Origin of the sequence: Streptomyces sp. NPDC050287 (genome assembly GCF_044459385.1) — a bacterium.
GTDB lineage: Bacteria > Actinomycetota > Actinomycetes > Streptomycetales > Streptomycetaceae > Streptomyces.
Genome location: NZ_JBITIY010000002.1, coordinates 660,282 through 678,558, shown reverse-complemented (window position 1 = coordinate 678,558; position 18,277 = coordinate 660,282). Strand labels below are relative to the sequence as shown.

General features: G+C 68.1%; 17 protein-coding genes and 3 pseudogenes. 8 read left to right on the top strand and 12 right to left on the bottom strand.

The window, feature by feature from the left end:
* Positions 1-103: 103 nt before the first annotated feature.
* Together ACIBK3_RS08420 and ACIBK3_RS08415 are read left to right on the top strand one after the other, a co-directional pair.
* A complete protein-coding gene (locus ACIBK3_RS08420; protein WP_399363156.1) occupies positions 104-1,021 on the top strand; it encodes an aminoglycoside phosphotransferase family protein in 918 nt (305 codons plus the stop codon).
* Positions 1,022-1,223: 202 nt separating this feature from the next.
* The gene (locus ACIBK3_RS08415; RefSeq protein WP_399363154.1) at positions 1,224-1,826 is read left to right on the top strand and encodes a sugar O-acetyltransferase; all 603 of its coding nucleotides are present in this window, start codon (positions 1,224-1,226) and stop codon (positions 1,824-1,826) included.
* Positions 1,827-2,385: 559 nt separating this feature from the next.
* On the opposite strand, the gene ACIBK3_RS08410 is transcribed toward ACIBK3_RS08415, so the two are convergent.
* A complete protein-coding gene (locus tag ACIBK3_RS08410; RefSeq protein ID WP_399363979.1) occupies positions 2,386-2,877 on the bottom strand; it encodes a nucleotidyltransferase domain-containing protein in 492 nt (163 codons plus the stop codon).
* 287 nt (positions 2,878-3,164) lie between these two features.
* Between ACIBK3_RS08410 and ACIBK3_RS08405 the strand changes: the two genes are divergently transcribed.
* A complete protein-coding gene (locus ACIBK3_RS08405) occupies positions 3,165-3,821 on the top strand; it encodes a class I SAM-dependent methyltransferase (protein ID WP_399363152.1) in 657 nt (218 codons plus the stop codon).
* A 122-nt stretch (positions 3,822-3,943) separates the two neighbouring features.
* A pseudogene (locus ACIBK3_RS08400) lies at positions 3,944-4,114 on the top strand (DNA-binding protein); the annotation flags it as partial.
* A gap of 669 nt (positions 4,115-4,783) precedes the next feature.
* Here ACIBK3_RS08400 and ACIBK3_RS08395 read toward each other — a convergent pair.
* The 4 genes from ACIBK3_RS08395 to ACIBK3_RS08380 form a co-directional block, all read right to left on the bottom strand.
* Positions 4,784-5,764 (bottom strand): NmrA family NAD(P)-binding protein, encoded by a 981-nt coding sequence (locus ACIBK3_RS08395; RefSeq protein ID WP_399363150.1) that lies wholly within the window; start codon positions 5,762-5,764, stop codon positions 4,784-4,786.
* 66 nt (positions 5,765-5,830) lie between these two features.
* On the bottom strand, positions 5,831-6,187 hold the full coding sequence (locus ACIBK3_RS08390) for a hypothetical protein (protein ID WP_399363148.1): 357 nt from the start codon (positions 6,185-6,187) through the stop codon (positions 5,831-5,833).
* The gene (locus ACIBK3_RS08385) at positions 6,168-6,383 is read right to left on the bottom strand and encodes a hypothetical protein (protein WP_399363146.1); all 216 of its coding nucleotides are present in this window, start codon (positions 6,381-6,383) and stop codon (positions 6,168-6,170) included. The genes ACIBK3_RS08390 and ACIBK3_RS08385 overlap by 20 nt, the downstream gene beginning before the upstream one ends.
* 147 nt (positions 6,384-6,530) lie before the next feature.
* Positions 6,531-7,232: an SDR family oxidoreductase gene (locus tag ACIBK3_RS08380; protein ID WP_399363144.1), complete on the bottom strand. Its 702-nt coding sequence runs from the start codon at positions 7,230-7,232 to the stop codon at positions 6,531-6,533.
* 354 nt (positions 7,233-7,586) lie between these two features.
* Here ACIBK3_RS08380 and ACIBK3_RS08375 point away from each other — a divergent pair.
* Positions 7,587-8,145: pseudogene (locus tag ACIBK3_RS08375) on the top strand (TetR/AcrR family transcriptional regulator).
* An 86-nt stretch (positions 8,146-8,231) separates the two neighbouring features.
* Here ACIBK3_RS08375 and ACIBK3_RS08370 read toward each other — a convergent pair.
* The 7 genes and pseudogenes from ACIBK3_RS08370 to ACIBK3_RS08340 all read right to left on the bottom strand — a co-directional run bounded on the left by ACIBK3_RS08370 (position 8,232) and on the right by ACIBK3_RS08340 (position 15,119).
* The gene (locus tag ACIBK3_RS08370) at positions 8,232-8,801 is read right to left on the bottom strand and encodes a TetR/AcrR family transcriptional regulator (RefSeq protein WP_399363142.1); all 570 of its coding nucleotides are present in this window, start codon (positions 8,799-8,801) and stop codon (positions 8,232-8,234) included.
* A gap of 178 nt (positions 8,802-8,979) precedes the next feature.
* A complete protein-coding gene (locus ACIBK3_RS08365; RefSeq protein ID WP_399363140.1) occupies positions 8,980-10,278 on the bottom strand; it encodes a DUF3533 domain-containing protein in 1,299 nt (432 codons plus the stop codon).
* A gap of 315 nt (positions 10,279-10,593) precedes the next feature.
* On the bottom strand, positions 10,594-11,751 hold the full coding sequence (locus tag ACIBK3_RS08360) for an L-dopachrome tautomerase-related protein (protein ID WP_399363138.1): 1,158 nt from the start codon (positions 11,749-11,751) through the stop codon (positions 10,594-10,596).
* Between the two features lie 297 nt (positions 11,752-12,048).
* Positions 12,049-12,561, bottom strand: coding sequence for a nuclear transport factor 2 family protein (locus ACIBK3_RS08355; RefSeq protein WP_399363136.1), 513 nt, complete (start codon positions 12,559-12,561; stop codon positions 12,049-12,051).
* 50 nt (positions 12,562-12,611) lie between these two features.
* Complete coding sequence (locus ACIBK3_RS08350) at positions 12,612-13,424, bottom strand: oxidoreductase (RefSeq protein ID WP_399363134.1); 813 nt, start codon at positions 13,422-13,424, stop codon at positions 12,612-12,614.
* Between the two features lie 498 nt (positions 13,425-13,922).
* Positions 13,923-14,003, bottom strand: a pseudogene (locus tag ACIBK3_RS08345) (ATP-binding protein); the annotation flags it as partial.
* Between the two features lie 474 nt (positions 14,004-14,477).
* Positions 14,478-15,119: a TetR/AcrR family transcriptional regulator gene (locus tag ACIBK3_RS08340; protein ID WP_399363132.1), complete on the bottom strand. Its 642-nt coding sequence runs from the start codon at positions 15,117-15,119 to the stop codon at positions 14,478-14,480.
* 153 nt (positions 15,120-15,272) lie between these two features.
* Here ACIBK3_RS08340 and ACIBK3_RS08335 point away from each other — a divergent pair, with 153 nt between their 5' ends.
* From ACIBK3_RS08335 to ACIBK3_RS08325, 3 genes are read left to right on the top strand one after another with little or no spacing between them, the layout of a single operon-like run.
* Positions 15,273-16,184 carry an SDR family oxidoreductase gene (locus tag ACIBK3_RS08335; RefSeq protein WP_399363130.1) on the top strand — a complete coding sequence of 304 codons (912 nt, stop codon included), beginning with the start codon at positions 15,273-15,275 and terminating at the stop codon, positions 16,182-16,184.
* A 4-nt stretch (positions 16,185-16,188) separates the two neighbouring features.
* Positions 16,189-17,325, top strand: coding sequence for a hypothetical protein (locus ACIBK3_RS08330; RefSeq protein ID WP_399363128.1), 1,137 nt, complete (start codon positions 16,189-16,191; stop codon positions 17,323-17,325).
* Positions 17,322-18,245 (top strand): alpha/beta fold hydrolase, encoded by a 924-nt coding sequence (locus ACIBK3_RS08325; RefSeq protein ID WP_399363127.1) that lies wholly within the window; start codon positions 17,322-17,324, stop codon positions 18,243-18,245. The genes ACIBK3_RS08330 and ACIBK3_RS08325 overlap by 4 nt, the downstream gene beginning before the upstream one ends.
* The last annotated feature ends 32 nt before the right edge of the window (positions 18,246-18,277 follow it).

Sequence of the window (18,277 nt, the reverse complement as noted above, 5' to 3'; positions counted from 1 at the left end):
GCATTACCGTGCGGTGCCCACTTCAGGAAGTGAGGATGGTGAGCGGCACTGCGTGCTGGGCGGCACAAACGCCCGGGCCAGCGTCCGACTACCGTGGCTCCGAATGACCCATACCGAGATCGACATCACCGCAGATCTGGTCCGGGACCTGCTGCTCGACCAGCACTCTGACCTGGCCGGTCGTCCCCTGAAGCTCGGCGCGCGTGGCTGGGACAACCAGCTGTGGCGGCTCGGCGACGACCTTGCCGTCCGGTTGCCCTGGGCGACGCAGTCCGCGGACGCCCTGCTGCGTAAGGAGCACGCCTGGCTACCCGCTCTCGCCCCGCGCCTTCCCCTGCCCGTTCCCGTCCCGCAGCGCCTCGGCGAGCCCTCCGAACGGTTTCCGCGACCCTGGATCGTCACCACCTGGGTGCCCGGCTCGCCTGCTGACCGCACTCCCTCCACACGTGCCGCGGAGGCGGCCGGCACCTTGGCCGCCTTCCTGACGGCCCTTCACCGACCTGCCCCCGGCGGGGCACCCGCCGGTCGTGGCCGCGGGGGGCCACTGGCCGACCGTGCCGAGCAATTCGCCGAGCAGTTCGCCGCGGCCATCGAGCTGGAGCTGCTCCCCGAACCGGATGCCGTCCGCGCAGTCTGGGAAGACGCCCTTACCGCGCCCGAGTGGGCGGGCCCGGCGCTGTGGCTCCACGGCGACCTGCATCCGGCCAACGTCCTCACCGCGGACGGCACCTTCTGCGGCGTGATCGACTTCGGCGACCTCTGCGCGGGCGATCCGGCCTGCGATCTCGCCGCCCCTTGGATACTGCTGCCGGACGGGGCCGCCGACCGCTTCCATGACGCCTACCAGCCGGTGGTGGACGCCGCGACGCTGCGCCGCGCCCGCGGCTGGGCGGTGCTGTCAGCCCTCAGCGGCATCCTCATCGGAGAGGCCGGCCTTCATGGCCGCCCCGGCGGCAAGGCCACGTGGGGCCCACCCGCCCACGCCGCGCTACGACGCCTCATCGCATCGATCCGCCGATGAACGCGCTGTCCACCGTCGGGAGTAACGGCGCCCCGCAGTGCTTTAACTGATCACCTTCTGAATGACTTCGGTGAAACGGCTTGGCTGCGGAGTGAAGTGCGGCAGACTTCTGCGAGTGCCAGATGATCTTGTGCCTGACGCACGGTCAAGCAGGGCACGCTGAGCTTGTGCCCAAGGGATTGGACGAAGGGAGCGTTCCGCTGTGACGCATGCTCACGAGGAAGGAGTCCTGGCCCGGATCGCCAAGGGGCTGGTCTACACGGAGTCGGAAGCGGCCTTCCAGGCCCCTCGGCGCCGCACCGAGCAGATCTTCGAGTACAACCACACACCACCGGGCGACACGGAGAAACGCCGATCGCTGCTTGTCGCGATCTTCGGCTCGGTCGGTGAACGCACGGTGCTGCTGCCGCCGTTCCACGCCGGGTTCGGCAGCAACGTCCACATCGGCGACGACTTCTTCGGGAACGTGAACCTCACCTTCGTCGACGACGTGGACATCCGCATAGGCAACGGTGTCATGATCGCGCCCAGCGTGACACTGACCACGACGGGACACCCGGTGCATCCCTCGCGACGCGCGGACTTCGGGCGGTTCTCGGAACCGATCGTGATCGAGGACAAGGTGTGGATCGGCAGCAACGCGGTGGTCCTGCCCGGCGTCCGTATCGGATACGGATCGGTCATCGGCGCCGGCAGCGTCGTCAGCCACAGCATTCCCCCGATGACCGTCGCGGTCGGAACCCCTTGCCGGGTGGTCCGCCCCATCACGGACGAGGACCTCACCACACGTACCGCCGGGCATTAGTGCCGGTGGCGGCGGACCACGACCACCAGCACCGTCGCTCGGACGGGCAAGCACCTTGGTCCTGACGGCAGATCAGCAGCGCCGGTCACCAGGTGGTGCCGAGGAGCTCCTCGATGGTGGTGCGAATGCGGTTGAAGCAGTTGGTGAGGCTGACCACGGAGAGCTGCTCCTCGTTGAAGGGGTCCACGACCTCCTTCCACACATCACAGCCTTGTCACCGGACTCAACACCTTCAGCAATCATGACCGCGTGACCGTCTGACCCGCTTCGCCTGACCGCCTGACCGATGCCAGCCTCCCCCTACAAGCGGAAGCCGCCTACGAGGACAAGGGCACAGCATGCCACCGAACGGTCAGCAGGGCCTGCCGGTGGAATCCGTGCCGACGAGGATCGGGCGCTGTCACATCTCGGGCCTGGATCAACTTCCGTGAAGCCTGCACGTTGCGTACGACCGACGCCATGGCGATCCCTCACCGAAGTTGCCTCGCTGAGGGAAGTCCGGGGCCGAAATGGAATAGCGCCAGGCGCTGGGAAAGCGATGCTCGTCTCGCTGACCGGATCAAAAATGAGTGAAGATCCCGAAGACTCGGCGGAGTTGGGCCATGTCGTGACGATCACGATCGGATGGCTCATAACCCTGGTGGAAGTAAACCTGCTGCTCAGCTGAGAGACACGGGACGGTCGTTCCGCTGATGACGCCCGTCACAAAGCATGAGGAGGGATACATGAACGGTCGCTCCGGCTCAAACGATGCCTGCGCTGCTGAGCCGTCCTCGGCGAAGACCAGCGGGTGAAGGTCGATCTCTCGGCCGCCCAGATCCGTTACGACGAACCGGACAGGCCGCCAGTCCAGGCTCTCTTCGAAACCCACCCTGGACAGGGCCGCCATGACTGCGGCTTCATGATCCTTCCGATGCATCAAGTCCAGGTCGCGATGCCCCCGGGTCTGCTCGCCAATCAAAGCATCGATCCCCCAGCCTCCGCCGATCCAGACGTCAACCCGCGCGCTTTGCAGCAGGGCCAAGACAGACAACACATCCTCAGCTGTCATCACCCAACGCAGGCTAGAAGCGATTACCTGAGACGGCGAACGAAATTCCTCCGGCCGCCGGGCGAGCCTGGGGCACATGCGGCCGAGCCCGGCAGCGCAGGCCGCGCTGGGTGGCGGGCGGCGGCTGGAGGCGGTCGAGCGGCGAGCGGCTCGCGGGCGGCAGCAGGAAGGGCATGTACCGCCTGACGCAACTCGCCTCTTTGGGCCGAGTCCGGCAGTCCGTGAAGCGGTTGATCTTTGTTCCGGAACGGGGCGTGCTTACTGCCGGGACTTGGTGGACTGGGTGCGTGAAGATCCTGTCGCCTCGTCTCCTGTGTGCTCTTGAACGGTTCAATGCCGCCTACCCGTGGGATCACAACGCCCACTACCACCGCTGGATCCTTCGGCAACTGCCGAAACGCTTCAACCACGCCCTCGACATCGGCTCCGGCAGCGGTGACCTCGCAAGGCTCCTGGCCAGACGCGCCGCCGCTGTGACGGCAGTCGATTCTGATCCGGCAATCACCGCCCAGGCCCAGGAGCTGACTCCTGATGTGCTTCCCGTGACCTTCACCGTCGCGGATGCGGTAGCCGAGTTCCCTGCCGGCTCCTACGACGTCATCACGTGCGTCGCCACGATCCACCACATGCCCTTCGCCCAGGCCCTCACCTGTTTCCGCCGCCACCTGGCGCCGGGAGGGACCTTGGTGATCGTCGGCCTCTCCCGCGCCCAGACCCCTGTGGATCACCTGCTCGGTGTCGCCGCCATTCCGGCCAACGCCGCCATGGGCTGGCTGAAGAACAAGGGGCGTCCAGCGCCCCGGCCAGCATCCATGACTGCCTCTACTCGCTCAGCGGACATGACCTTCGACGACATTGTCCGTGAAGCCAGAGACGTCCTCCCCGGAGCGCGGCTCCGACGACGGCTGTTCTGGCGCTATACGCTCGTTTGGAATCACTCCTGAGCGGCCTGGGCCTTCTTTGATCAGCTGTCGGTGCGGGGGCTTTTGCGGGTCGGAGATCCGGGCGCTCGCGATCAGCTCCACCAGGCCCGGCAGCAGCAGTCCCAAGGCGGGGCGAGCGCCGCGTGACCCGCTCCCCCGCCATTCCCGGCGGCACGCTGGTCCTGGACAGTGAGGGGCTTTCCAAGGCCGTGCTGCGTGACCGGTCCGTCACGGGATGGCTCGCGCTGGCCCGAGCCGACGACCTCTGGGTCATCAAGGCTGCGGCCACCCTGGTGGAGGTGACCCATCCCCGACGTACGCAGGCTTCCGCTCGGTGCCTGACGTGCTGGTCGGCTGGGACCAGGCGAACGAGAAGGAGATCGTCTCCGCCCAAGAGCACTTCGCTCGCGGCTCAAGATCACAACTGATAGCAAGTCCGGCTACCCGGTGGCTGACAGCGGGCTGGCCACCATCACCAACCTGCCCGGACAGCACACCTAGGCAGTGCACACCCCAGCACGGGCGCTCTCATCCTTCCCAGCACACATCGAGCACGGTAGGGATGAGCAGGGGTGATGACAGGTGACGAGAGGTCAGAAAATCCAGCACCCATCCAGCACGGTAAAAATCCAGGGGCCTGACCCTGAAGGGCCAGACCCCTATTGACTTGCATGTTTGCGAGATCAGCGACGTGGTGGTACCTCACTCGCTACACGTTGAAGCGGAACTCCACCATAAGGCTTTGACCTGCGGAAATGCCCGCGCATCCAGCACTGATCCAGCACGGGCGCCACGGCGAAGTGCGAAAAGAGTCAAGATCACCAAACGTACCCGACAGCGCCCGCACATGTATGAAGTCTGCGAGCCTTCCGCGCAGGCCGCATCAGGCACATGAGCCAGCGACAGCATGTCGCTCCTGCCTTGAGCCATCGCACAAAAGGGTGGAATCCGGGAGCGAGAGGGGGCCCGGATCATTCAGCGGCTCAGGCGGATGCCAGCTTCTGGATGAGCGGGTGGTTCCGCAATGCCCAGCGGACGGTCTTCGGCGGGCGTCCGAGGAGGGTTTCCAGCTGGTCGGTGACGCCGCGGTAGGCTCCGCAGCCCATCAGCCGGGTCAGGGTCTTCAGGTGCTCGACGGTGTGCGGGACCGCGGCCAGCGCGTCGGCGCTGTCGATGTAGGTCTCGTTCCAGGTCTCGACCTCTACGGGGACGTAGGTGACCGGGCGTCCCAGCACGGCCGAGAAGTCCTCCGCGAAGCCGTGCATGTCCTTCAGCTCCGGGCCGTTGAGCTCGTAGGACTTCGAGATGTGCGGTTCCGGGTCGGCCAGGATCTTCACGCACAGTTCCGCCACGTCGTAACCCGCGATGGGCGCGAGCCGGTGAGGGCCGAAGGGCAGGCGCAGTTCACCCTCGCTCAGCGGACCCAGGGCCAGCCAGGTCATCAGGGGGTTCTCGACGAACATGGCCGCCCGGATGTTCACCGTCGGCAGGCAGGACCACTCCAGCATCCGCTCGGCGACCCAGTGCGCCCGCTGCTGCGGCGACCACTGCGTGATCAGCCCGCCGAGCCAGGCACGCCGTTCCTCCTCCGACGCGGTCATCCTCTCGAACGTCATGAAGGACTGCTCGTACTCGGAGATGTTGACGAAGACCTCGATGTCGCCCTGAGCCCTCGCCGCCGCGGCCATCAGGCCGACGGCGTCGGTGTAGTACGGCGACAGGCTCATGCTGAAGTAGATGCGCCGGACGCCATTCAACGCGGCGGTCACGTCGGCGATGTCGAGCAGGTCGCCGACGAAGACCTCGGCTCCTGTCTGGCGGAGCGCATCGGCGCGTTCGTCGTCCTGGCGCACGAACGCGCGCACCGGGTGCCCTTGTTCGAGCAGCATGTCGACCATCGTGCGGCTCACACCACCGACCGCGCCGGCGGCACCGGTGATCAGGATGGGCTTGCGCTGTGGCATCAGTGCGTCCTCTTCTGGTTGGGGTGAATCAGCGGTACGGAAAGCCCGGGAGGCGGTCGGTGACCGTCATGGGCTGCTTGGGGTGCAAGCAGTGCCCTGCGTGGTTACGGCGGTCCGCTGGAAGCCCTTCTTGAACATGGCGAACCCGTCGGTGAAAGCGAAGCGGTCAAGGTTGGCGGCCACGTGCGCGTGGGCCGCGGCCCCTGCTCTGTCCGGACGGTGCCCGCCGGGCGGATTCTGCGGAGCGTCATTGTGGTGCCGGGCCGTCGATGCGAGCGAGGAAGTCGAGAATGCGGCGTTGACCTCGGCGGGACGTTCCTGTTGTGTCCAGTCGCCGCAGCCCGGCAGTACCACCGGGCCGTGCAGTTGCGCTACGGCGCTCAGCGGCTTGCTCCCGCCCGGGCTACGCAGGGCGGTGACCATGTCGCGCTCCCCCACCCCACCACGTACAGCGCAGGGACGTCGATCCCGCGCCCCCGAAGGAAGCGAGCAGTTCGATGTTCCGGTACCAGTTGAAGGCTCCGATGAACGCCGGCTCGCCGTGCAGGGCGAAGTCCTCGACGTACGCCGGAATGTCGTCCTCCGTCAGCCAGGCCGGGATGACGGGCGAATCCGGCATGGTGTCCAGGAGGCCCAAACCGTCGGGTATCCGGGCGGGGCTCCCTGCCGAGCGGGTTGTTGCCGGAGGCCCCGACCAGGAGGCGGCGGAAGACCACGCGGATCTCCTTGAAGTGCCCAAGTGCGGTAAATGCGTAGGTGCGTGCTACTACTTCGCCAGCTGGGCGTACATGGCTTCCAGGTCGGCGGACAGCTGCGACTTGACCCAGCGGGTGGTGTCGTCGGCCAGCACCTCGTGCGCTCCCGTCTCGATGCCGTCGAGCGCGGCCACGGCGATGTCGCGGGGGTCGGCCTTGGGCGCGTCGACACCCGAGGTCATGTCGGTGTCCACATAGGCCATGTGGAGCCCGGTCACCGCGATGCCGCGCGGCTGCAGCTCCAGGCGCAGGGAGTTGGTCTGCGACCACAGGGCGGCCTTGGAGGCGCCGTATGGGGTGCCGTCGGCCAGCCAGGACAGAGCGGAGTGGACGTTGAGGATGTGGCCCCCGCCGTTGCGTTCGATGACCGGCGCGAAGGCCCGGGTGATCAGCAGCGGCCCGTAGAAGTTGGTCTCCAGATCCCTGCGCACGTCCTCCATCGGGGAGTTGAGGTACGAGGCGCGGACGGAGGCGCCGGCGTTGTTGATCAGGATGGTGACGTCCTGGGCCTGCTCGGCGGCCGCCGCCACGGACGCGGGGTCCGTGACCTCGAGCGCCAGCGGAACGGCACCGGGGTGCGTCACCGTGCGCGGGTCACGGGCCGTGGCGTAGACCTTGCCGGCACCGCGTGCGTAGAGCTCCTCGACCAGCACCTTGCCGATGCCGCGGCTGCCTCCGGTGACGAAGACGTTGGCGCCCTTGATTGCTGTCATGACTGCCTCCACGAAGATGAAAACCGATCGGTTTCATCACCGTAAACCGATCGGTTTTGTCATGCAAGTCGGGTTGAGCACCGGGTGACTGCGGCACGCCGGGTCGAAGTGGAGTCGGGCGGCGCCCAGGCTTCAGGGACTGGCCGGCCGCGTGTCCATCGGCGACGTCCGTACTCGCCCGCCGCAGGCCGGTGAAGCCGTGAGCCCACCGACAGTGATCGACGTGGCCTGCCTGGGCGTCAGGCGGAGGTCAGCGGGGTGACGTGAGGAGTGGCGCCGTCTGGACGCCGAGGCCGATCGGGCTGCGCGGCGGCGGCTGCGGCGTCTCGCCCAAGGTGGGGCGCAGCGCTGTTTGTGACGCGCGGCAGACAGGAGCCCGGCTCATGGCGGTCGGCCGCCACAAGAGCCCTGCGCGTCACCCGCGCAGCGATCGCCGAGTTCGCGCTCAAGCGCTACTACGGCACCTCCACCGAGGCGATCGCCAAACGCGTCGGCTCACGCAGCCGTACCTCTTCCGGCTGTTCCCGGACAAGAAGGCAATCTTCGTCGCTGCTTTGGTGCGGAGCATGGAAGACACCCGCCTGGCTTTCGAGCGGCCCGGCCGACGGGGTGGAGGGCAGCGAGCAGGCCCTGGGCGCCATGGAGGACGCGTACGCGCAGCTGATCTCGGCGCTCCCCGAAACGCTCCTGATGCAGATGCAGGGATACGCCGTCGTCGCGGCCGCTGAGGCAAAGGGCGATGACCAGACGGGCGAGCTCGTCCGGGCCGGCTGGATGAGACTGTGGGAAACCGTGCACCTGTCGCCGGGTGCCGATGTCCACGAGACCGCAAGTTTCTCTGCTTGCGGCATGCTCGGCAAACACTCTTACGGCCATCGAGCTCCTCTCCGATTGTCGGCATACAGGGGCGTGAGGCCATAGGCGCTGCTCTGGCTGCCGGAGACGGGCATCAACCCGAAGGAGCGCTTCGGTCGCAGATCCGGCCCGAAGACGGGTGGATCACTGCATGTCTGCCGCATCGAGCAGGGTGGTCACAGTGGGCGCGACGAGCCCGGTCAGATTGTCGGCGCCGATCCCCGCGCGGGCGCTGGCTCCGTCGAAGACCAGGATGAGCTGCCGGGCCAGCAGGTCGGGGTTGCTCGCCCCACCCCGTTCGGCCTCGGAACGGAAAAAGGCCGTCAGGTTGGCTTTGATCTGGTGTGCCACCCGGCTCGCGGGGTGGGTCTGATCCTTGAGCTCGATCTGCACAGCCAGGTACCGGCAGCCTTGGAAGTCGGGCGCACCCGCCTGCGACTGCACCCGCTCGAAGACGTACAGGATCCGCTCGCGTGGGGAACGGCCATCATCTGCCGGTGGCAGGGCCCTCGCCACGAAGGCAGCGGCACGCTCCTTCAGGCTCGCCGCCAGCAGTTCATCCTTGCTCTCGAACAGCTGGTACATGGAGCGCTTCGACACCCCCGCCGCCTTGCACAGCGCCTCGACGCCGATGCCGACGCCGTCGCGGTAGGTGAGCGTGGCTGCTGCCTCCAGCAGCCGCTCCCGGGGGCTTTGCTTCACTTCGGTAGTCATATCGCGAGGTTAACTCGAATCGGACGAAATAGAAACCGATCGGTTTCCAAGGGTGTCGGGGAGACGCCCGCCGCCGGGCGGACGCCTGATGGCCCCTCAGAGGCTCGGTGACGGCTGGGGCGAGACCGCTGCCGAGCCCTGATGGTGCACGCGCCTCTCTTGGGTGAGCCGCCTTCCGCTACGCCGGGGCGGCGGTCTTCTCGGGCTCCGTCCCGGCGGGGATGCGGTGCAGCCCCTTGTGGTCGTACCAGCTGGTCATGCCGAAGCCGAAGAGGACGGCTGCCGCGAGGCCGACGGCCATCATGATCCAGCCCCGGGTCAGGCCGGCGTCGGCCTGGGCGTCGTAGTAGAGGATCGAGCGGATGCCGCCGGTGATCTGCCGCAGCGGCTCGAACTCCGCCAGGAAGCGGTAGAAGCCGGGCAGTGCCTGAATCGGCGTGGTGGCGTTGGCCGTCGGCACCGCCATCCCGATGAAGACCAGTGTGACCACCAGCATGCCGGGCGTGCCGAACACGGCGAGGAGGGTGAGCGCACCGATCCCGGAGACCGCGATGGCGCACACCGAGTACAACCACAGCAGCGGCAGGTGGGAGGCGTCCATGCCCATGAGGCCGACCGCGCCCGCCATGACCAGCGTGCCCATCAGCAGGGACAGGCCGACCATGAGGGTGCTGCTGATGGCGAGGGTCTGCGCTCGGGTGGCCCGGATCAGCGGGCGGTGCAGGCGCAGCGGGCCCATGTCGTTGTGGGTGTAGCCGAGGGCGTGGTCCACCTGGCCGCTGATGACGTTGGCGGAGAGCATGCCGCAGACCACCAGGACCAGCGCGTAGTAGAACGCCGTCAGGCCCAGGCCGCTGTGTGAGTCGAGGGGATGGCCGTCCTTGACCGTGATGGCGGCCGGGTCGGCCAGGAGGAGGCGTGCCGCGGCGGGCAGCTTCGCCTGCCCGGTCCCGCCCTGGGACGTGAGCTCCTTGCCCACCTGGAGCGAGGCGTTCTCGGCCGCCTGCGTTGTTGCCGTACGGGCCAGGCTGGATCCCACGCTGCCGGCGGACTGGTTGGTCAGCACCGTCAGCGTCGGACGGGTCGGGGCCCCGGCGGTCGCGGTGCCGGTGAGTGCGGTGGTGGCGGAGGTGAAGTCGGCGGGAACGACGAGCGCGCCGAACAGCTTGCCCTTGCCGAGTTCCTCCTTCATCTCCTTCTCGTCCATCACCTTCCAGTCGATCTTGTTTCCGCTCACGGTGGACTTCGTGATCGACTCGGAGATCTGTGCCCCCAGGTTCACCTGCTTGCCACCGACAGCAGCGCCCTTGTCGGCGTTGACCAGACCGACGGGCAGATTCTTCATGTGGTCCACGGGATCGATGTTGGCGCCGACGTAGAACACGGTGAACAGCAGCGCGAGGACGCCCGTGATCACGCCGTTGGCGATCCACAGGGGTTTGGCGCGCAGTACGCGGAAGGGGGGAATCCCACTCATGGCTCATTACTCCGGTCTCGGTCAACCCACTCGCATCCGGAGACGGCCGGACAGCTTCGCTGCGGAGCGGCGACCCTCGGAACGTTCGATCTCGGCACACACCGCCGCGACGGGGAACCGGAGGTACGGATTCAGTGCCCCGCCCGGACTCCGTGGCGATGAAACCGGTCGGTTTCACGGCCATCGTAAACCGATCGGTTTCCACATTTCAAGCCGAGGAGCCTGCCCGTGTCCGCAAAGCGGCGACCGAACCCGGACCGGATGTCGTCGCCAAGGGGTGGGACAGGCGGCGGACGTCGATCTACTGACGGTCGTTCACATGAGCCTGACCGGCCCGGCGTCGATCGGCAGGCGGACCAGGAGATAGGGCTTGCGGCGCAGATCCTTGCCCTCGTGGAACGGCGACAGCCGGTTGAGCTGGTTGGCGATGGCGTACAGGTGCCGGTCCGAGGCGACGGACAGGGTGTCGACCCAGAGCAGATCGCGTCCCTGGGCGAGGGTGCGGTAGGTGCCGTTCGGGCTCCTGCGCCAGATCGCGTTGTGTTCCAGGTCGCCGCCGTAGAGCCGCCCCTTGTCGTCGCTTTCCAGGCCGTCGGCCATCGGCTTGAACCCGAGGTCCTCGACCGTCGCCGCCACCTCGGCGTCCGTGGCGTCCGGGTCGGCGAGGGCGTCGGTGGACACGCTGTGCAGGCGGCGGCTGGACAGCGGGCAGTAGTAGAGGCGCGTGCCGTCGGCGCTGAGGGCGATGCCGTCGGAGCCGGTCTCGTAGTACGTGGGCTCGCCGCCCGCGGGGCGGACCATGAAGGGCTCGCCCTCGATGACCGGAAGGAACTGCGCGTCCGGGAGCGCCGAGGGATGCCCGGTCAGTCGCCGCCAGGAGCGGCCCGTGGCGAGGTCGACCACGATGATGCCGTTGGAGCCGCCCGAGTCGGTGATGAACGCCGTGCCTTCGGCGCCGCGCCGCAGGTCGAAGCGCACGTCGTTGGGGTAGCTGTTCGCCGGCACCACCTCGAGCGGGAAGAGGATCTTCCGTACGATCCGGTCGGTGCGCAGGTCGACCGCCACGAGCTTGGGACCGCCGTAGGAGGACCCGGCGAACAGCGGGCTTCCGGTGTCGAGGATCCACAGCCGGTCGGCCGGGTCGACGACGACGCTCTGCACCGACTGGAAGTGCCCGGCCAGGTCGGAGGCGTCCTGAAGGTTCACCTCGGCGTCGGGGTAGGCCACCGGCTTCCCGCCGCGCAGTTCGGCGACGGTGAACGGGACGTCGTCGCCCCAGCGGGGAAAGTTGACGAACACCCGGCCGCGGCGCGAGACGGTGACACCCGTCGGCATCGCGCCCCAGAAGCGGGCAACGACCTCGTAGTGACCGGCTGTTGAGCCGGAGGGGGACGCGGAGGCGTAGGCGGGGACGGCGAGTGGGGTGGCGGCCAGCGACGCGGTGGTCGCCGTAAGGAACGTACGTCGCTTCATGGGAGCGTCTCCTGCTGGATCAAGTTGCTGGAAACGCGGCGAGTTGCCGCATCACCTCGGCGCCTGGGGGGATTGGCCGGACTTTGCCGTGGCCGGTGGAGCACGGTGCCTCCAGCAGCCGCTCTCGGGAGTCGGCTTCGCCCGTGTGGTCAGGGCGAGCCGGAGCCCACCTGGACGGCAGGTACCTCGTGCGTTCCTGCGACCTGAAGCTGTCCGCCGGGGACATCGCCCGCGGCTGCCGCCAACTCCTCGAAGGGGAACGGCGGCAAACGGCCGGTGGACCTGGTGCTCTCAGGTCTACCGGGCTGCCGGCTGGGTCTTCGCGACCATGTTGCGGTCCCCGAAGGTGACCATCGCGTGGATGGGTATGGTGCTGGCGCGCATGAGCGCGGCGAGGCCCCGGCGGCCCTGTTGGCGGGCGAGCTCCGGCCCCAGAGTCGTCATCAGGGCGGTGAGGGCCGGCATCGGACGCCCGAAGAGCGTGATCTCCTTGATCCGTGCCTCGTCGTCGAGCCGCAGCAACTGCACCTCCTCGAACGACTGGGACCCCACCCGCGCCCGGTAGACCAGCGCGTAGGTGTCGCCCTCGCCGGTCTGGGTGTGGTAACGGACGTCCTTGACCGCCGTGAACGCCGAGGTCAGGAAGTCACGCAGCTGGTCAGATCCCTCGAAGCGGAACTGCTCGGTGAGCGGCGAGCTGAGCACGACGTCCCGGCTCAGGCAGGCGACCGCGGCGTCGACGTCACCGCGCTCCTCGGCGGAGCGCCATCTCGCGACGGTAGCGGCGGCGGAGTGCAGGGGCTCGGACATGGGTCTCTCCCGGTTTCGGCGGCGCGACGGGGTGCGTGGGGTGGCGGGTGTCAGCCGGTGAGCTTGTTCATCGTGCGGACCTGCTTGTCCAGGACCCAGGCAGGAACGAAGCGGAGCATGCGTGCGCGTCCGGCCATGGGGCCGGCGGCGTAGCGCAGTTTCGGCTTGGTGTCGGTGGCGGCCGTGACGATCGCCTTGGCGACGACGGCGGGGTCGTCGCCGTCCTTGATCGCTTCCGTCATAAGACGGTCGAAGATGTGCCGCTGGTCGGCGTAGGTCTGCAGGGGGGTGTCGGGCTTGGCGCTGTTGGCCTCGAAGCCGGTGTTGGTGTAGGCGGGTTCGACGAGCAGCGAGCGGACGCCGTACTTTCGGACCTCGTGGTCCAGGGACTGGGAGTAGCCCTCGATCGCGTGCTTGGACGCGCCGTAGACGGCCATGTAGGGGGCGGGGATGAAGCCCTGCACTGAGGAGAGGTTGATGATGCGCCCGCGCCCCTGGGCGCGCATGTGCGGCAGGACCTCCTTCACCATGCGCATGACCCCGAAGACGTTGATGTCGAAGACGCTCTGGGCCTGCGCGAGGGAGGTCTCCTCGGCCGCGCCGATCGAGCCGATACCGGCATTGTTGACCAGGACGTCGATCCGTCCGAACCGGTCGATCACCTGCTGGACCACGGTGGTGACCGACTTGTCACTGACCACGTCGAGGTCGAGGAACGTCACACCCTGGAGCGGGGTGACGCGTGAGGTGTCGCGGCCTGTGCCGGCCACCTCGAACCCCGCCGCGACCAGCGCGAGCGCGGTTTCCTTGCCGATGCCGGAGGAGGCACCCGTCACGAGGGCCACTGGCCGATTTGTCGTCATCGTGCACTCCCGAACTCGCCTGGAAACCGATCAGTTTCCCCTTGCCCCTCACTGTAAACCGATCGGTTTCCAATGTGCAAGCTCAAGCACAGAACTGATCCCGCGCCGCGTCACCGGCCGGCTTCGGGTTGAGCTGACCGGTGCCCGCCGGCATGGCGACACGCGCCGGATGAGCAGGCAGGAGAGACGTGAGAGCGCCATCCGCGCACTGCGATCGCGAGTTCGCGCTCAAGGGCTACTACGGCACCTCTGCCGAGGCGATTGGGAAGCGTGTCGGTGTCACGCAGCCGTACCTCTTCCGACTCCTCCCGGGCGAGAAGGCGATCGTCGCCGCCGCCATGGCACGGAGCACGGAAGAGGCCCGCCTGGCGTTCGAGAGCATGGGCAAAAGGATGACGGGCACGAGCGGGCCTCCCGCACCATGGGCAGCCCAATGGCGATCGGTTACACGCGGCCGATCTCGGCGCACCTCGAACGCCTCAGATGCAGATACGCCGTCGCGGCAGCCACCAGGCGGTAAAAGCCCTCTGCGGCGTCCGGTGAGACGGGCAGGAGCCCGATGTCGGCGACGACGATCATTGGCGGGGCGCAGGTACTCGATTCTGCCGAATGCGTCCACCGCGCGAATACGGACAGTGACTGGGGTCGAGAGACACCGGCACTTAGCGAGCCTCGGCATTTGTCGGCACCCGGCGATAGCGCGGCAGGACGGGTCCCGCGCGGGCCGGACCCCGGGGCAGGTGCGCCAGCGGGGGGTGGCGCAGGCGGCGGGTGATCCCCCGCCGTTCAGCAGCTCCCCCGACACGACGGGCCCGTCATGGTTCGCGGCCGCTCAGCCCGATCGCCTGGCGTCGCTTCCGGATGGATGATCGATATGCAACCCGTCCGGCAGTCGACATTCAGCAGGTGCGCCGCACCTTGCGTTCATTGCGCAATGCTTCTCGTCGGCCTGCCCGATCGGAACAGGGCCGCCGAGTGCGCCGGGCCGTTGAACGGGGGCCGTGGGCTGCCGTCCGGTACGCAAGGCTCCTGAGGGGATCCGGGCCTGTGTGATCAGGGCTGATCGCTGATGGCTCGGTAGGCCGCGATGTACAGGGTGTGGCACAGGTCGATCAGTTCTTCGACGGTGGCATTCTGGTGGCCGAGTGTCCAGTCCACGAGGAGTTCGTTGACTCCGCCGACCAGGCTCATCGTGGTCATGGTGAGCCGGTTGGAGGAGGTTTCCGGACCAGGGAGCGGTCCGACGACGGCGCCGACCATGGCGGCGAATTCGTGCAGGACCTCACGGCGCCGTACTTCGAGGCGGGGGCTGGCGCCTACGACCTCGATGAGCACCAGGCGGGCCTTGCGGGCGTCGCCGGCCAGTGTGCGGATGAACACCTCGAGGCCGGCGCGCAGTTGGGCGTCGACATCGGGTGCGGCGGCGGCTGCGGCCTGCGCGGTTTCGGCACTGATCGTAGTGATCAGCTCGTTGTAGACCCCGGCGAGAAGGTCTTCGCGGTCGCGGAACGACTCGTAGAAGTAGCGCTCGGTCAGTCCGGCATGCGAGCACACCTGCTTGACGGAGACCGAGGCGTATCCGGCCGTGCCGAACAGATCGAGGCCCGACTGGATGAGGCGGGTACGGCGCTCCTGCTGTCGTTGCGTCGCATCGCGTCCGCCGTAGCGCCGCCCTGCGGTCTGTGCGCCGGTCATTTCTCCCCTTCGCAGAGGTGTTGACACAGGTGTGCTCCGAACTGACACTCTAGCTTGTCAGTTCATCTGACACGTCATCGTGTCAGAAGCGCGGGGGCCGCTTGCCGCTCAGCGTTCCGCTCATGTTCAGGGCAGGGAAGGAAGGGCTCGACCGTGGCAGCACCGCCCAAAGACCCGTACACGTTCAGCCGAAGAGACCGCGACAGGCTCCCCCGCACGCAACCGCTGACCGGCCGAGTGATCGCGGTCACCGGGGCGGGCCGCGGAATCGGGCGTGCCGTCGCAGCCCGGCTCGCCGCGGCCGGAGCCGCCGTGGCGATCGGTGATCTCGACGCGGAGCTCGCCATGGAGACGGCTGGTGCCATCGGCGCACGTTCCGGTGGCCGACTGCTCGGGCTGTCTCTCGACGTCACCGACACACATTCCTTCGAGGACTTCCTGCGCACCGTCGAGACCCGGCTGGGGCCGATCGACGTACTGATCAACAACGCCGGAATCATGTGGGTGGGCCCCTTCGGGGAGGAACCGGAGGAAGCCGCCCTGCGCCAATTCGACGTCAACGTCCACGGCGTACTGCGTGGGATGAAACTCGTGATCCCGCGGATGCGGAAACGCGGTCGCGGCCACGTGGTCAACATCGCCTCCGCCGCCAGCAAGGTCGCCCCGGCCGGCGAGGCGACCTACGCGGCGACGAAGCACGCCGTCCACGGCTACAGCACAGCCGTCCGCGCTGAACTGCGCGGCACCGGCGTGCACGTGTCCCTGGTGATGCCCGGCGTCGTGGACACCGATCTGGCCGTGGGCACCGCGACCGGCCCCACCCGACGCCTGACGACGGATCAGGTGGCCGGCGCGGTGCTCGATGTCGTGCTGCGCCCGCGGTTCGAGGTCTTCATTCCCCGCCAGGTAGCCGCCCTGACCCGGTTGGCCGCAGTGCTGCCGGGCCGTGCCCGCGACGCCCTGCATCACCTCCTTGTCCCCGACCAGCTCGCCGCCCTGTCCGACCGGTCGGTCCGCGCGGCCTACGAGCAGCGCACTCGCACCGCCCGCCTGCCCGAAGGATGAGCCCGTGACCACCACGCCCAAGCCGGCGCCCGGCGCGAAGAAGGCCCAGGACGCCGCCGCTCCGCGTCCCATCCCCGAATTCGAAGGTGTCCACGACGTATGGCCCCGCGGTGACCGGCTGTGCGCCGTGCGCAGCGCCGCGGCCACCTACCGTGAGCGGTTCGTCCAGCAGGGCCGCATCCACGCCGTGCGCAGTTTCGACATCGCCGCCGCCCCGTACCCGACCCGGTTCGGCTTCCACGGCGCCGCGCTCGCCGTCAACCCGTTCGTGAGCATCGTCAACCGGATGCTCGTCGTGCAGTTCGACGGCTTCGACGGTGAGCCGAAAACACTGGTGTGGGAGCCGACCGTCGCCGCCGGAACGGCTCAAGCACCGTTCTACGCCCAGCTCAAGCGGCTGGCGGGGGACTTTCTCACCGACCACGTCTTCGCCCGCTACTACCAGGACCCGAACACCGTCCTGCCCTCCTGCGGTCTGCGACCCGAGGACGTGGACTTCGTCAGCTTCGACCACCTGCACGTCCAGGACGTGCGCATGATCATGGGAAGTACCAGCACGATTCCGGGCGAGCGGGCGCCCCGCGAAGCCCTGTTCCCGCGCGCCCGGCTGTTGGTGCACCGCAGGGAGCTGGGCACCTTCGAATCGGTGCATCCGATGCAGTGGGCCTGGTACGTCGACGGAGGCATGGACGGGGTACCGGACGAGCGCGTCACCGCCTTCGACGGCGATGTCGAACTCGGTGTCGGCGTCAGCCTGCTGTGGACCCCCGGCCATACGGACGGCAACCACTCCCTGGTGCTGAACACCCCCGACGGCGTGTGGGTCTCCTCCGAGAACGGCATCTCGGCCGACAACTGGCAGCCCGAGCTCTCCCGCATCCCCGGGGTGCGCCGCCACGCAGCGTTCTACGGCCATGAGGTGGTGCCCAACGCCAACACCCTGGAGGACTCTCTCGACCAGTACGACTCCATGGTCAAGGAGAAGACCCTCGCCGACCCCAGCCGGCGCGATCCGCGCTGGCTGCAGATTCTGCCCTCCTCGGAGCTGGCCCCCTTCAAGCGGCACTGGCCGGTGCTGCCCAGCTTCTTCCACGGCGGGCTGAACTACGGCGAACTGTCCCCTGCCGGTGGTGGCCGATGACCGGCCCGGCCGCCCGCCGGATCGCTGCCGACGGCGTGGAGTTGGCCGCCTACCAGTGGGGAGCGTCCACGTCTCCTCCGGTGGTGCTGGTCCACGGCTATCCGGACACCAGCGCCGTGTGGCACCCGGTCGCCGAGCGCCTGGCCGACCGCTTCCACGTCACCGCCTTCGACGTGCGGGGAGCCGGTGCCTCCCACCGGCCCAGGGGTCTGCGCGCCTACCGGATGTCCCGCCTGGAAGCCGACCTGGAGGCGGTTCTCGACGCCGTGAGCCCCGACCGCCCGGTGCACCTGGTCGGACACGACTGGGGATCGATCCACTCCTGGGAGTCGGTAACCGGCACCCGCCTGGCCGGGCGGATCGCCTCGTTCACCTCCATCTCCGGACCCTGCCTGGACCACGTCGGCCACCTGATCCGTGCCCGCCTCCGGCCGCGGCATCCGGATCTGCCGAAGATGCTGCAGCAGGCCGCACGGTCCTGGTACATCGCCTACTTCCATCTTCCGCTCCTGCCCGCCCTGACCTGGAGAGCACTGGGACACCGCTGGCGCGCCTTCCTCACCGGCTCCCAAGGCGTGCCCGGGCACACCCCCTACCCCGCGCCGACGCTGGCCCGCGACGCCATGTCCGGCACCGCGCTGTACCGCGCCAACATGGTGCCCCGCCTGCTGCGTCCCCGCGACCGCCCGACCACCGTCCCGGTTCAACTCATCATTCCCACCCGCGACTTCTGCGTCACCCCGGTGCTGTCGTACGGAGTGGAGCACTGGACGCGCCGGATACAACGGCGCCCGATCGACGCCGGGCACTGGGTACAGCTCAGCCACCCCGAGGAGGTCGCGTCCCGGATCGCGGAATTCGCCCACCGCGTCGAAGAGGGCTCCCACCGCAATACGGACCACACCGCGCACCCGATCTGACAGACCAGCAGTACTGGACGACTGCCTGACCG

Coding starts and splice junctions, on each gene's coding strand:
- ACIBK3_RS08420 (WP_399363156.1), top strand. CDS start 104: ATGACCCATACCGAGATCGACATCACCGCAGATCTGGTCCGGGACCTG.
- ACIBK3_RS08410 (WP_399363979.1), bottom strand. CDS start 2,877: ATGACAGCTGAGGATGTGTTGTCTGTCTTGGCCCTGCTGCAAAGCGCG.
- ACIBK3_RS08395 (WP_399363150.1), bottom strand. CDS start 5,764: ATGCCACAGCGCAAGCCCATCCTGATCACCGGTGCCGCCGGCGCGGTC.
- ACIBK3_RS08390 (WP_399363148.1), bottom strand. CDS start 6,187: ATGGTCACCGCCCTGCGTAGCCCGGGCGGGAGCAAGCCGCTGAGCGCC.
- ACIBK3_RS08385 (WP_399363146.1), bottom strand. CDS start 6,383: ATGCCGGATTCGCCCGTCATCCCGGCCTGGCTGACGGAGGACGACATT.
- ACIBK3_RS08380 (WP_399363144.1), bottom strand. CDS start 7,232: ATGACAGCAATCAAGGGCGCCAACGTCTTCGTCACCGGAGGCAGCCGC.
- ACIBK3_RS08370 (WP_399363142.1), bottom strand. CDS start 8,801: ATGACTACCGAAGTGAAGCAAAGCCCCCGGGAGCGGCTGCTGGAGGCA.
- ACIBK3_RS08365 (WP_399363140.1), bottom strand. CDS start 10,278: ATGAGTGGGATTCCCCCCTTCCGCGTACTGCGCGCCAAACCCCTGTGG.
- ACIBK3_RS08360 (WP_399363138.1), bottom strand. CDS start 11,751: ATGAAGCGACGTACGTTCCTTACGGCGACCACCGCGTCGCTGGCCGCC.
- ACIBK3_RS08355 (WP_399363136.1), bottom strand. CDS start 12,561: ATGTCCGAGCCCCTGCACTCCGCCGCCGCTACCGTCGCGAGATGGCGC.
- ACIBK3_RS08350 (WP_399363134.1), bottom strand. CDS start 13,424: ATGACGACAAATCGGCCAGTGGCCCTCGTGACGGGTGCCTCCTCCGGC.
- ACIBK3_RS08340 (WP_399363132.1), bottom strand. CDS start 15,119: ATGACCGGCGCACAGACCGCAGGGCGGCGCTACGGCGGACGCGATGCG.
- ACIBK3_RS08325 (WP_399363127.1), top strand. CDS start 17,322: ATGACCGGCCCGGCCGCCCGCCGGATCGCTGCCGACGGCGTGGAGTTG.